General features: G+C 67.4%; 9 protein-coding genes. 8 read left to right on the top strand and 1 reads right to left on the bottom strand.

The annotated features are described in order from the left end of the window. Window positions 1–2: 2 nt before the first annotated feature. Entirely contained in the window at window positions 3–830 is an 828-nt protein-coding gene (locus tag QHF83_RS39970) for a phosphatidate cytidylyltransferase (RefSeq protein WP_282423338.1), read from the top strand. 183 nt (window positions 831–1,013) lie between these two features. After that, entirely contained in the window at window positions 1,014–2,339 is a 1,326-nt protein-coding gene (locus tag QHF83_RS39965) for a Glu/Leu/Phe/Val dehydrogenase (protein WP_282423337.1), read from the top strand. Window positions 2,340–2,414: 75 nt separating this feature from the next. Here QHF83_RS39965 and QHF83_RS39960 read toward each other — a convergent pair whose 3' ends face one another. Further along, window positions 2,415–3,338: a glycine cleavage T C-terminal barrel domain-containing protein gene (locus QHF83_RS39960; RefSeq protein ID WP_282423336.1), complete on the bottom strand. Its 924-nt coding sequence runs from the start codon at window positions 3,336–3,338 to the stop codon at window positions 2,415–2,417. Window positions 3,339–3,517: 179 nt separating this feature from the next. Here QHF83_RS39960 and QHF83_RS39955 point away from each other — a divergent pair, with 179 nt between their 5' ends. From QHF83_RS39955 to QHF83_RS39930, 6 genes are all read left to right on the top strand, one after another. Next, on the top strand, window positions 3,518–5,500 hold the full coding sequence (locus QHF83_RS39955) for a DUF4215 domain-containing protein (RefSeq protein WP_282423335.1): 1,983 nt from the start codon (window positions 3,518–3,520) through the stop codon (window positions 5,498–5,500). A 99-nt stretch (window positions 5,501–5,599) separates the two neighbouring features. Further along, on the top strand, window positions 5,600–6,916 hold the full coding sequence (locus QHF83_RS39950) for a serine/threonine protein kinase (protein ID WP_282423334.1): 1,317 nt from the start codon (window positions 5,600–5,602) through the stop codon (window positions 6,914–6,916). Next, the gene (locus tag QHF83_RS39945) at window positions 6,894–7,895 is read left to right on the top strand and encodes a hypothetical protein (protein ID WP_282423333.1); all 1,002 of its coding nucleotides are present in this window, start codon (window positions 6,894–6,896) and stop codon (window positions 7,893–7,895) included. The genes QHF83_RS39950 and QHF83_RS39945 overlap by 23 nt, the downstream gene beginning before the upstream one ends. After that, window positions 7,892–9,412, top strand: coding sequence for a hypothetical protein (locus QHF83_RS39940; protein ID WP_282423332.1), 1,521 nt, complete (start codon window positions 7,892–7,894; stop codon window positions 9,410–9,412). The genes QHF83_RS39945 and QHF83_RS39940 overlap by 4 nt, the downstream gene beginning before the upstream one ends. 17 nt (window positions 9,413–9,429) lie before the next feature. Beyond that, the gene (locus tag QHF83_RS39935; RefSeq protein WP_282423331.1) at window positions 9,430–10,989 is read left to right on the top strand and encodes a hypothetical protein; all 1,560 of its coding nucleotides are present in this window, start codon (window positions 9,430–9,432) and stop codon (window positions 10,987–10,989) included. 28 nt (window positions 10,990–11,017) lie between these two features. Beyond that, window positions 11,018–11,746 (top strand): hypothetical protein, encoded by a 729-nt coding sequence (locus QHF83_RS39930; protein ID WP_282423330.1) that lies wholly within the window; start codon window positions 11,018–11,020, stop codon window positions 11,744–11,746. Window positions 11,747–13,645 lie beyond the last annotated feature (1,899 nt).

Genomic DNA, 13,645 nt, shown 5'->3' with positions numbered 1-13,645 from the left:
CCTTGGCCCGTAGCAACCTCGCGATGCGCCTCCTCTCGGCGGTCGTCGCCATCCCCCTCCTCCTCGCGCTGCTTTATCTCGGCCCTGCGTGGGGCTGGGCGCTCTTCCTCGCGCTTGCGCTCGCCGTGGGCGCGATAGAGCTGTTCGGCATGACGCACCCGCAGGATCGCACCTCGCGGGTCCTCGGCGTCCTCTTGTCGCTCGGCGTGATGGCGACGCTCTGGTTCTTTACGACGAACGCGGCTGCGCTCGTCGCCCTGCTCTTCCTCCTGCCGACGGTCGCGCTCTTCCTCACGCTCGCGCGGCTCGGGTCGATCGAAACCGCGGCGCTCCGCGCGATGGCGATGGGGTTCGGTCCGCTCTACCTCGGCGGCGGCCTCGGCTCGCTCGCGCTCTTGCGGCGCGACGGCGGTGATTCGGGCCCAGGCTTCGTGCTCCTCGCGCTCATGCTCTCGTGGTTCAGCGACACCGGCGCGTACTTCGCGGGCCGGTTCCTGGGCAAACACAAGCTTTACGAGGCGGTCAGCCCCAAGAAGACGATCGAGGGCGCGATCGGCGGGCTCGCGGCGGCCGTCGGCGGTGCTGTCGCGGGGACCTATCTCTACTTGAAGAGTTTGCCCCTCGAGCACGCGATCGTGCTCGGGCTCGTGGCGGGTGCGGCCGGACAGGCCGGAGATCTCGCGGAGTCGATGATCAAGCGATCGGCCGGGGTCAAGGACTCGGGCGGCATCGTGCCTGGGCACGGCGGCATCCTCGATCGTGTCGATGCGTTGATGGTGACGGGGACGTTCACATACATCTACGTCCTGTTCTTCTGGCCTCGCCCTTGATCGATGGAGTGACCACCCAATGACGCGTGTCGTCGCATGGGCGTGATGTTGCACCGCACAAATGGCAATTTTTTCGCAAAAGGGTCGATGACGCGCGTCATCGTCGAATGACGCGCGGCGCGTGCGCAGAACCGCGAAACAAAAAATGGATTTGGGCTTTGGCACGGACTAGAACGGCCACCCATGGATAACCAACAGACGGTGAGCACTGCCGGGTCCGTGAGCGTGCCGCCCGCCTCTGTCGAGAAGCACCACAAGTACGAGTTCTTCAAGGTCGTACAGGGCTATCTGGACGAGGCCGCCCGCGTCATCGATTTGCCCGAGTACATCAAGACGATCCTCAGCCAGCCGAAGAACGAGATCATCATCAACTTCCCCGTGAAGATGGATGACGGCTCGATCCGGCTCTTCAAGGGCTACCGGGTCCAGCACAATAACCTGCTCGGCCCGTACAAGGGCGGCATTCGTTATCACGAGGGTGTCTCGCTCGACGACGTCAAGGCGCTCGCGGCGATGATGACCTGGAAGTGCGCGCTGATGAACCTGCCGCTCGGCGGCGGCAAGGGCGGCGTCAAGTTCGACCCGAACAAGGTCTCGCGCGACGAGCTGCAGCGGATCACGCGTCGATTCTTCCACGCGCTCGGCTCGAACATCGGCCCGGACACGGATATCCCGGCGCCGGACGTCGGCACGGACGCGAAGGCCATGGCGTGGGCCATGGATACGTACATGAACACCGTCGGCAGCCTCTTCCGCCAGTCGGTCAAGGGCGTCGTGACGGGCAAGCCGGTCGCCTGCGGCGGCACGCTCGGGCGCGAGAAGGCCACGGGCCAGGGCCTCGTCTACACGATCCAGGAGTGGGCCGAGGAGCGCGACTTCCAGCTCGGCGGCGCGACGCTCATCGTGCAGGGCTTCGGCAACGTCGGTTCGTTCACCTCGCTCATCCTGTCGCGGCTCGGCGCCTCGACGATCGCGGTCGGTGATCACACGGGTTACCTCTACAACCCCGAGGGCTTCAACCCGCACAAGCTCCAGGACTACGTCAAGAAGAACCGCTCGATCGCGGGCTACCCGGGCGGCAAGACGATCAGCCGCGAGGAGTTCTTCAAGATCAAGGCGGACATCTTCATCCCGGCCGCGCTGGAGAACCAGATCGGCATCGAGGAGGCGAAGGCGCTGAACGTCAAGCTCGTGGCCGAGGGCGCGAACGGCCCCTGCTCGCCCGAGGGCGAGAAGATCCTGATCGATCGTGGCATCGACATCCTGCCCGACGTGCTCGCGAACGCCGGCGGCGTGACCGTCAGCTACTACGAGTGGGTGCAGAACAAGCGCTCGGAGCACTGGACGCTCGAAGAGGTCGACGAGCGCCTGGAGAAGGCAATGCAGCGCGCCTACCGCGAGGTCGTCGAGCTCGCGCGGCAGAAGAAGTGCTCGATGCGCGTCGCCGCTTACGCCGTCGCGCTCCAGCGCATCGCGGCCGCCTACGGCGAGCGCGACATCTTCCCCTGATCCAAGCCCGATAAAAGCCGTCTTTGCGGCGCGCGTGATCTCGGATCCGCGCGCCGCTTTTTTTTGGCCGATCCCTCAGGAAACGACGGCCGGCCGCCCTGCCACCGAGATCGCCGTGCCTTTCGCCGCTTGCTTGTACTTCACGTACCCGAGCGCGAGCACGCGACCCGCCTCGACGCCCTTCGCCGCGCTCGTCACGGCGCCGATCACCTTCCCCGTGGGATCGGTGATCTCCGCGGAAGCAGGCACCTCCGCGTCGCCCTCGATCGAGATCGGCACGAGCTTCTTCTTCACGTGCCCGCGGTTCTGCAGCATGAAGACCGCTTCCTGCCCGAGGTAGCAGCCCTTCTGGAACGACACCGCGAAAGCCTCGAGCGAAGCCTCCTGCGGATAGTTCTCCCCGGAAAAATCCTTGCCCCAGCGGCCGAGGCCGATCTCCACGCGCAAGGCGTCCCACGCGGCCTCGTCCGCGAGGAGCACCGGCGCTGATCCTTTGCGCTCCAAGCGTCCGAGCGCGGCATCGACGTCTTTGGGCTCGAACGCGAGGAGCGCCCCGCCCTTGCCCGACATGTCCACCGACGCCGCGGCGAGGGCGCCGTGCGCGCGCGCGAGCGATGGCAGATCCTTCGCCCCGGGGCCGTGCGCGACGATCCAGGCGACCTCCTCGCTCGTGTCCTCGAGCTCGACGTCCTCCATGATCAGGTAGTGCTCGAAGTGCTCGACGAGCGTGGCGATCCGATCCCGCGGCGCGCCCACGAGGATCCGGTCGTCGTCGATCAGGATGCGCAACTCCGCGAGGATCTTGCCGGTCTTGGCGACGGCGAATCCATACGCGCCCTGCCCTGCTTTCAGCGGCCCGAGGTCGCAGGTGATCATCCCGTTCAGCCAGGTTTGTCGGTCCTTGCCGCGCACCGACAGCGTCCCGAGCTCGGGCGCGCGGAGGAGGAGCGCGCCTTCGGTGAGGGCGCGGCGCAGGGTGGCGATGTCGTTTTCGCTCATGGCGTTCGGAGTTTCATGGGGGTTCGGAGGGGAGCGGGGCAAGGCCTCGGGGCTCTTCGGGCTAGAGCGAGCCAGCGGACCCGTCAAGCCCTTGCCATCCGCGAGCAAGCCCGCCCGTTCGCGCTATCTTCCATGATTGTGCCCAAAGCACACCCTGCCCCCAGCAAAGGAGCTTGCCCATGCGACACAAACACGCCTTGATCTTCTTCCCCCTCGCGGCCGTTTCCCTTGCCTCCGCGATCGCCGTCGGCTGCGGAGGCGGGTCGAACCCCGGCACGCCGGGCGGGACCGGGACCGGAGGCGCGCCCGACGGCGGCGATTCGGGCGGCGGGGGCGAGGGCGGGGACATTTTCGTCGGGCCCGGTGGCTCTGGCGGCGCGGGGGGCGTGGGCGGCGCGGGGGGCGGCGGCGGCGATTGCGACGGCGGGCCCTGCGGGCCGGTGTGCGGCAATGGGGTCATCGAGCCGGGGGAAGTCTGCGACGACGGCAACGTGAACGCGGGGGACGGCTGCTCCAACGATTGCAGCGTGATCGAGAAGGATTACGCGTGCCCCATGCCGGGCATGGCTTGCGTAAGCACGGTCGTCTGCGGCGACGGCAAGGTGACGGGCGCCGAGACGTGCGACGATACGAATGCGGTGCCGGGCGACGGCTGCGACGCGCTTTGCCAGGTCGAGCTCGGCTGGCAATGCCCCGTCATCGGCGCCGCCTGCCAGGCGGCCGCGTGCGGCGACAGCATCCTCGCGGGACAGGAGGAATGCGAGGACGGCAATATGGCGCCCGGCGACGGCTGCGACGCGAATTGCCAGCTCGAAATCGGGTGGGTTTGTCCGCCTGGAATGCCTTGCAAGCCCACCGTCTGCGGCGACGCCGTGGTCGAGGGCAAAGAGCCCTGCGACGACGGCAACAACGACATGGGCGACGGCTGCACGCCGTTTTGCCAGCGCGAGCCCGACTGCATGATGGGCGCGTGCAAGTCGACCTGCGGCGACGGCCTCAAGCTGCCGGGCGACGACGAGCAATGCGAGGACGGCAATAGCGCCAGCGGCGACGGCTGCTCCTCGACCTGCCAGATCGAGCCGGGTTTTTCCTGCCAGGACGTCGCGCAGAATGCGGGGGACACGCTGGAGATCCCGATCGTCCTGCGCGACTTCAAGATCGCGCACCCCGATTTCGAGGGACCGAACGGCAGTGACCTCGGGATCGTGCAGAACATGCTCGGCCCGGACGGCAAACCCGTCTACGCGGGCAACCCGACCACGCCGACCACCTCGGGCAAGGCGAATTTCGATCAATGGTACCGCGACGTCGCCGGGGTGAACTTCACGGTCCTGCAGAACCTCGTGCTGAACAAGCTGCCCTCGGGCGCGTACCGGTTCGACGACACGACGTTCTTCCCGCTGAACGGGCTCGGATTCGGCAACGAAGGGAACGCGAACAACTTCCATTTCACGAGCGAGGTCCGGTACTGGTTCGAGTACAAGGGCAACGAGCAGCTCGATTTCACGGGTGACGACGACGTGTGGGTCTTCGTGAACAAGCGGCTCGCCGTGAACCTCGGCGGCGTGCACGGGGCGCTCTCCGGCAGCGTCTTGCTGAACGCGGCGAAGGCGGTGGAGCTCGGGCTCGAGGTCGGCAAGATCTACGAGACCGTCGTGCTCCAGGCCGAGCGGCACACGACGCAATCGAACTACCGGCTGACGCTCTCCAACTTCGTGAACACGAAATCGACCTGCCAGAGCGTCTGCGGCGACGGCATCGTCACCCCGAACGAGGCCTGCGACGACGGGACGAACGACGGCAGCTACGGCTCGTGCACGCCCGATTGCAAGAAGGGCCCGTATTGTGGCGACGGCATCGTGCAGCCGGAAGGCAACGAGGAGTGCGATGACGGCGTGAATTTGACCCCGTACGGCAATGGGTGCGCGCCGGGCTGCAAGACGGCCGCGTCCTGCGGCGACGGCCAGATCGACAGCCTCTTCGGCGAGCTCTGCGACGACGGGACGAACGACGGCGGCTACGGCGAATGCGCCGCGGGCTGCACGCTCGGGCCGCGCTGCGGCGACGGCATCGTGCAGACGGGCTTCGAGTCGTGCGACGACGGAAACAAGACGCCGGGCGACGGATGCGATCAGAAATGCATCATGGAATCGCCCAAGTGAAACGCGCCCCGCGGGCGCCGGCAATCGCCATCACGAGCAGTCCCCCGGCGCCTCCTCCTTCTTGAACCGCCGCGCGAGGCCGCGGTACGATGCGTTCACGTGAACGCCCCCTCGCGAACGGAGCTCTCGGAAGGCACGATTTTTCACGGTCACTACCAGATCGTGCGTTCCGTCAACGCCGGGGCGATGGGCGTCGTCTACGAGGTCGTCGACCTCAAGACGCGGCGGCGGCGCGCGCTCAAGGTGATGCTGCCGACCATCATCCAGAACGCCGAGATGCGCGAGCGGTTCAAGCTCGAAGCCACGATCACCGCGGACATCGTGAGCGAGCACCTCGTCGAGACGTTCGACGCCGGGGTGGATCCCGAGACGGGCGCGCCGTTCCTCACGATGGAGCTCCTCCAGGGCGACGACCTCGCGACGCTCCTGCACGACCGCGGCCGGTTCGCGCCGGCCGAGGTCGTGACGCTGCTCTGGCAGGTCGCGCGCGCCCTCGACAAGACCCACGCCGCGGGCATCGTGCACCGCGATCTCAAGCCCGAGAACCTCTTCGTCACGCACCGCGACGACGGATCGCCGCGCGTGAAGGTGCTCGATTTCGGGATCGCCAAAATGGTGGCGCAAAGCGAGGCCGCCGATCGACAAACCCGCAATCTCGGCACGCCCCCGTACATGTCGCCCGAGCAGATCACGGGCGACGGGACGATCGGGCCGCGCTCCGATCTGTATGCGCTCGGGCACATCGCGTATGCGCTGCTCGTGGGGCACCCGTATTGGATGGACGAGTCGAAGACGAGCGACTCGGTGTATGCGTTCCTGATGACCATGATGCAGGGCGCGAAGGAGCCGCCGACGCAGCGGGCGAAGCGATATGGCGTGACGCTCCCCGACGCGTTCGACATGTGGTTTGCCCGGGCAACCGACATCGTGCCTTCCGTGAGGTTCGAGCGTGCTTCCGAGGAGATCGCCGCGCTCGCGACGACGCTCGGCGTGGCGCTGCCGGGGCCCATGGAGGCCGAGCTCCGGCCTCTGGCCCTCGCCCCGGCGCACGCGGTCGCCTCGGACAAACCCAAATCGAAGACCGGCGTGGCGGCCATCCTCGTTGCCCTCGTGGCCTCGCTCCTGGGCGCGTCGCTCGTCGTCCTTTTCGCGCGGCCGCCTGCGCAGGAGGAAACCAGGGCCACGAATGCGACCCCGGCCGAGAGCACGAACGCTGCGCCGCCCGAGCCTCGGCCGTCCGCGCAGGCGCCGCCCACGACAGCCGAGCTGGTCCCGGTCGCGACGACGGCTTCGGCGCTCCCGACCGCGCCGACAGCCAGCGCCAGTGCTTCGCCTCGCGGGAAACCTCCGTCGCAGACTGCACCGTCCAAGCCCGCCCGCAAGACCTCTGTTTATGATCAGCTCAAGACTCTCTAGGCATTCCCGGCGCGCCGCCTGGCTCGGCCTCGTCGCGGCGACCGCGTGGACCCGCCCCGCGGTCGCCGCGGAGCCCGCCGTGCCGGATCCCGCGGCGCTCGCGCTCTTCGAGAGCGCGCGGGAGCTCGTGGAGAAGGGCGACTGGGCCGCCGGCTGCGCGAAGTTCGAGGCGAGCCTGATGGTGTATTCAGCGCCGAGCACGATGCTCAACCTCGCGAAGTGCTACGAGCACGAGGGCAAGCTCGCCAAAGCCTGGTCCGCGTACAAGCGGGCGCTCGTCCTCAATCAAGAGACGCCCGGCGCGGAGCGGAAAAGCGCGCTCGACACGATCGCGAAGGAAGGCATCACCCAGATCGAGCCGAAGCTGCCGCGCGTGAAGCTCACCGTCGCGAACCCGCCCGCCGGCCTTTACATCACGCGGAATGGCCAGGAGGTGCCCGCGGCCATGCTCGGGAGCGTCATTCCCGTGGACCCGGGCCCGCAGACGATCGCCGTGCAAGCGCCGGGCTTCCGCGCGATCCGCAAATCGTTCACCGCGGCCGAGGGCAAGACGGAGGAGATTGCGATCAAGCTCGAACCGGAGCGCGGCGACGCGACCACGCCGGGCGGCGGGCGCATCCCGGCCTGGGCGTGGGTCGCCGCGGGCGGGGGCGTCGCGCTCGGCGTCGCGGCCGCGGCCTTCCGCGTCGATCAGGCCCGCGTCGAAGGGCGGCAAGAGGCGCTCTGCGGGGGCGACCTCGAGCGCGGGTGCCCGCCGCTCTCGGAATACGATCCGGCGGACGACAACGCCCGCAAGAAACGGGATTTTGCGCTCTTCGTGGGCCTCGGCGCCGGGGGCGTGATGGCGCTCGGCGCGGCGGTGACGGGGTTTGTCCTCGGGTCCCGTTCGCCCTCTCGGGGGACGTCGGCGGGCCCCGTGGTCGTCCCCTGGATCGGACCGAATGTCGCAGGTGCTGCCATCGGGGGTCGATTTCAATGAAACCTATCGTCGCTCTGGGCTCGTCGGTCCTCCTCCTCGCGGCTTGCCTCACGCCCGACGCCGTCCCGTCGCCCGAGCGCGACGCGGGCGCGGGCGGGATGGGCGGGCCGGGCAGCTCGTCGAGCACGGGCGGCGGCGGGGCCGGCGGATCGGGCGGCGCGGCGACGAGCGAGGTCCTCTGGGGAAAGGCGTTCGGCGCCCAGTTCAGCGACCAGCGCGCCTCGGCCGTCGCCCTCGATCCCACGGACGATTCCATCTTCGTCGCGGGGAACTACGAGGGCCAATTCTCGTTCAATGGAATGGACGTCCTGACGGATCCGGGGGGCGGGGACATCTACCTGGCCAAATTCGACCCCATGGGCGCATTTCAATGGTCCGTCCACGCCGGCGGCTTCTCTCCCCAGTTCGTCAATGGGATCGCCGTCTCCGCCGATGGCCACATCTTCCTCGCCGGCTCGTTCGAGGGGGACTTCAACCTGCCGAACGACGTCAAGCTCATGAGCACCGGCGGCAAGTCCGACGTGTTCGCCGTGAGGCTCGACCCGAAAGGCGCGGTCGTGTGGGCGAAGGGATTCGGAGACGGCAGCATGCAGCCGAAGGTCGCGACGACGATCGCCCTCGATTCGAAGGGCGATGCGATCATCGCGGGGTATTTCGAGGGTTCGCTCCAGTTCGCCGACGGCCAACTGATCAACGCGATGGGCAGTCGAGACGTCTTCCTCGCGAAGCTCGACAAGGACGGCAATCCGCTCTGGAGCAAGCGCCTCGGCAACGGAACCGCGATCGGCTCGACGACCCCCCTCCTCTGCCGCGTCGCGCTCGATCACCAGGACAACATCGTCCTGGAGACGGCCTTCTCGGGCACCATGAGCCTCGGCGCGCCGCTGCCCGACCAGGCGAGCCCCGGCAACCGCGCCATTCTGCTCGCGAAGCTCGACACGAACGGCGCGCCGCTCTGGCAGAAGGTCTTCGGCGCCGCCAACACCGAGCAACGCAGCCACGCCCTCGCGATCGATTCGAACAACAACATCCTCCTGACTGGCGAGCTCGCCGGCACGATCAGCTTCGGCGGAGAGCAGCTCTCCAGCCCGTCGAATGACGATTCAGACCTGTTCGTCGCGAAATTCGATCCCGAGGGAGCGCACCTCTGGAGCTTCCGCGCGGGCAGCGTCGGCGCGCAAGAGGGCAAGGCCATCGGCGTGGACGCAAGCGACAACGTCCTCGTCACGGGCAGTTATACCGGCGTCCTTCAGTTCACGGGTGACGACGCGCTCGTGAACAGCGGAATCAATGGGGGTCAATACGACCTCTTCGCGCTCAAGCTCGATCCGAATGGAAAGTATCTGTGGGCGAAGCGGTTCGGGGACGGGGACGTCCAGGTGACCGAAGCCATGGCCATCGACCGCGAGGGGAACACGATCTTCGGGGGAGCGTTCGACGGGAAGATCAACCTCGGCGACACGGAGCTCTCGAGCGCTGGGGACGACGATATTTTCGTGGTGAAGCTCTCGCCGTAAAGTAATAGAGGCCCGCCATGAAACGAACGCATCATCAACGCTCGGTCGCGGCGGCTGCCTCCTCTCGTGCCATCCTCTTCGCAGGAACGGCCGCGGCCATCCTCACTGCATGCCTCTCGCTCGACACATCGAAACCGCCGAGCGCCAGCACGAGCAGCACCAGCTCGTCGAGCGTGGGTGGCAGCGGTGGAGCCGGGGGGATGGGAGGCGCCGGCGGAACCGGAGGCACGGCGACCGGGGATGTTCTGTGGGGAAAGGCGTTCGGCGCCCAGTTCGGCGACCAGCACGCCTCGGGCGTCGCCCTCGATCCCACGGACGACTCCATCTTCCTCGTGGGGAACTACGAGGGCCAATTCTCGTTCGATGGACTCGAGGAGCTGCCGCATTCGGGGCTCGAGGACATCTACCTGGCCAAATTCGATGCGACGGGCGCAGCTCAATGGGCCATTCGGTCCGGCGACCAGGATGCCCAGTACGTCAACGCCGTCGCCGTCTCCGCCGATCGAGACATCTTCCTCGCCGGCTCATTCCAGGGGGAGCTCACGCTGCTGAACGGCGTCAAGCTCATGAGCACCGGCGGCAAGTCCGACGTGTTCGCCGTGAGGCTCACCCCGGAGGGCGTGCCCGTGTGGGCGAAGGGATTCGGAGACGGCTCCACGATGCCGAAGCTCGCGACGACGCTCGCCGTCGATTCGAAGGGCAATACGATCATCGCCGGGTATTTCGACGGATCGCTGGAGTTCATCCCGGGCCAGCCGCTCAACGCGATGGGCGGTCGAGACATCTTCCTCGCCAAGCTCGACAAGGACGGCAATACGCTCTGGAGCAAGCGCCTGGGCAATGGGTCACCGGGCGACCCACCGAACCACCTCCTGTGCCGCGTCGTGGTCGATCACCTGGACAACATCGTCCTGGAGACAGCATTTTCGGGCACGATGAGCCTTGGCGCGCCGCTCCCCGACCAGGCGAGCCCCGGCAACCGCGCCATTCTTCTCGCGAAGTTCGACACGAACGGGGCGCCGCTCTGGCAAAAGGTCTTCGGGGCCGCGTATACGGAGCAGCGGAGCCGCGCGCTCGCCGTCGACTCCAAGAACAACATCCTCCTCACGGGGGACATGGCCGGCACCGTGAACTTCGGCGGCGAGCCGCTCTCGACCTCGTCGAACAGCGACCCGGACCTGTTCGTCGCGAAATTCGCCCCGAATGGCGAGCACCTGTGGAGCCTCCGATCCGGCAGCGTCACCTCGCAGGAGGGAAAGGCCATCGCCGTGGACGCGGCCGACAACGTGATCGTCACGGGGAGTTTCCTCGGCGTTCTTTCGTTCGGCGTGGGCGAACCGCTCGTGAACATCCAGGGAGGCTACGACCTCTTCGCGCTCAAGCTCGATCCGAACGGAGCGTTCCTCTGGGCCAAACAGTTCGGGGACGGGGCTGCCCAGGTGACCGAAGCCATGGCCATCGACCGCGAGGGGAACACGATCTTCGCGGGATCGTTCGACGGGAGGATCAGCTTCGGCGCCACGGAGCTCTCGAGCGCCGGGTATGACGATATCTTCGTGATGAAGCTCTCGCCCTGAGCCCATCTCGTGGCAGGATGCGGGTTCGATGCGACAACCCGTGCCCTTCCGCCGCGCCCTCCTCGGCTTGCTCCCGCTGCTCGCCGCGTGCCAGGCGGCCGCGCCGCCCGCCGCCCCGACGTCGCCGGCGCCACCCGCGCCTGCGCCCCCCGACGCCGCGCCGACGGTGCCGGCAATCCCGTTGGACCTGCCGCAGGCCGCGGAATGGTCGGGCGTCCTGATGCTCTTCAGCGTCGTGCTCAACGCGAACGGCTTGACGATCATCGACGGGAACGTGGTCCAGACCGACGAGGAGATCCGCGCGGCAGCGGCGCGCGCGCACGAACGAGTCCCGGACGTCAGGGCCATCATCCAGGCGGATTCGTCGACGTCGTGGAGAAACGTCTTGCACACGATGGATCTCTTGAAACAAGGCGGAATCGCGAAAGTCGCATTCGGCGTGAACCGACAAGGGCCGGCTCCGAGCAACGCCACGCCGCCGCCACCCGGGGCGGGGCCCGGGAAGACCGCGTGGGATTGTGAATTCCCGAAAGCGGCCGACGCGGCGGAGATCGACGAGGCCACGGTCACGCTGACGGTCGCGGTCGCCGCCGATGGATCCCCGGAGTGGGTGCAGATCCTGAACGATCCGGGTCACGGGTTCGGCATGGTCGCGGCGCAATGCGCGATGGTGAGAACGTATTCGCCGGCGCTCGACAAACAGGGCCGGCCGATGGCGGCGAAGACGCCGCCGATCCGGGTCCGATTCACCCGATAGCGGCCGAATTCACCCGCCCGCCTCGTCCTCCCCGCAGAGCGGGTTCGTGTCCGTGAGAGCGTGACGTTCAGCCCGGCTTGGGCCCCGCGTCCTTCTTTCGTCGCCTTCGCCGCGCGATTTGCGTCCTCGCGTCGTTGCTCGAGCTCGTCGAGGTAGCCGGAGATCTGCGCGTCGAGATCCCGCGGCAATTCGGGCGTCGCCGCGACATCGTCCGCGATGGCATTCCGCACCCGGTTCAGCAATGCCACGATCTCCGACCGGAGCTTCGAGGCGTGCTTGCGACCGTCCGTCTCCACGTCGGCTCGCTTGCTGAGGAGTATCGACAGTTTTTCGCCTGCGCCGACGTATGCGTTGGCCCAGTCGTGGAGTGTGCCGCCCTTGGCGGTAGGGAAGAGCTCGAGATCGCCCTCGAGTGCGGGTAGGTCGTCCTTGCGCCGGACGGCGGCGGCGGCCTCGTCGGCGTAGCTGTCGCGGAGCTCTTCGAGCTCGGGAATCAACGCGGCGCGAATACGCTTGGCCGCGGCCACGAGGGCCGGATCCGCGCCTGGAAGGCGGAGACGTCGCGTATGTAGCGGACGGTACGACGAGCTCAGCGGACTTGGCAAGCGGGAGCACGTCGCCTCGATGACTCGCCCTGAACCTCGGGGGTGGGACGCCGCCTTCCACGTCCGCCGGGTCCGGGGCCGCGAAGCGATGTCCACCCCCTTCGAGGTGACGATCACGGTCCGCTCGCTCTCCACGGATATCGATTTCGACGCGGCAAGGGACTGCCGCCCCCCCGTTCGTCCCGGAACCGAAAGTTTGTCAAGGTACTTGACAGCCCCGTTTGTCGCCGGTAAGGGTTGTCCTCGGAGGCCAACGTTGGGCGTGCGCTCTTGACCCGAGTTGCACCAAGACGTTCGCGTTGGCCTCCGCCTTTTTCTGTGCAGGTTGCGGTATCTTCTCCCTGCCATGCCGCGCGCCGCAGCCCTCGCCCCGCTCCTCTGTCTTTCCCTCTTCCTCTTCGCGCCTGTGAGCGCGGGCGAGGAGCCGAACCGCGTGGCGTTCCGGTTCGAATACACCCCGCCCCGCACGATTCGCGGCTGCATGGGCCGCGAAGACTTCATCATGTGGCTCTCGTCGGGGTTCGGTTATCCGGTTGTCCGGGATGATGCGCGCGCCCTCGTCCGTGTCGAGCTTACGCGCAAAGGTCGCGAAAGCGAGGCGCACGTCTCTGCCTCGGACGAGCACGGGGTCGAGCGGTGGCAGGCCGTCATCCCGACGCAGCTCGATTGTCGCGAGCTGGTGCAGGATGCAGCCTACGCGATCGCGCTGAACCTCGGGCGGTGGGAGCTGCGGAAGCAGCCCGCGCCGGAGTGGCTGCTCCTGCGACCGCAGATCGAGGTGGGCTCGCCGGCCCCGTCCCCCCCGCTGCGACCCTTCGTCGCCTACGACGATGACGGCCCGCTTCGACAGCGTACGCCGGATCCGTTTTACCAGGTGACGACGGTCCCCGCCCCTCCGACAAACCCGAGTGAGAGTCAAGGGCCAACGTTGGAGGTCGGGGCGACCGCTCTGGTCGTGCCCTACGGGCTCCCCGCCGTTGGGTTTGGCGGGGCCGGGACGCTGGCGTTGAGGTGGCCGAGGTTCTCCCTCCTGGGTGAGATGCGCGGGATCACCTCCCTGGAGGCGACAGCCATCGGAACCACGGTGACGAGGGCGACGATCTGGTCGGGCGTCTTTGGGTTATGCGCCAACGCACGGATCGGGTTGCATTTCTGTGGAGTCGCTAGCAGCCCGTGGACTTATCCCGAAGGAGGATCGACAAGAACTGGCGACGATGGTAGTTTGTCCGCGTCATGTCGATGGGGCGAACACGTGAGAAGCAGGCGTCGCTCTGGGTGGCGGCTCCTTCGCTGC

Source organism: Polyangium sp. 15x6, assembly GCF_029960785.1.
Classification (GTDB): Bacteria; Myxococcota_A; Polyangia; order Polyangiales; family Polyangiaceae; genus Polyangium.
This window is presented reverse-complemented; position numbering and strand designations above follow the sequence as displayed.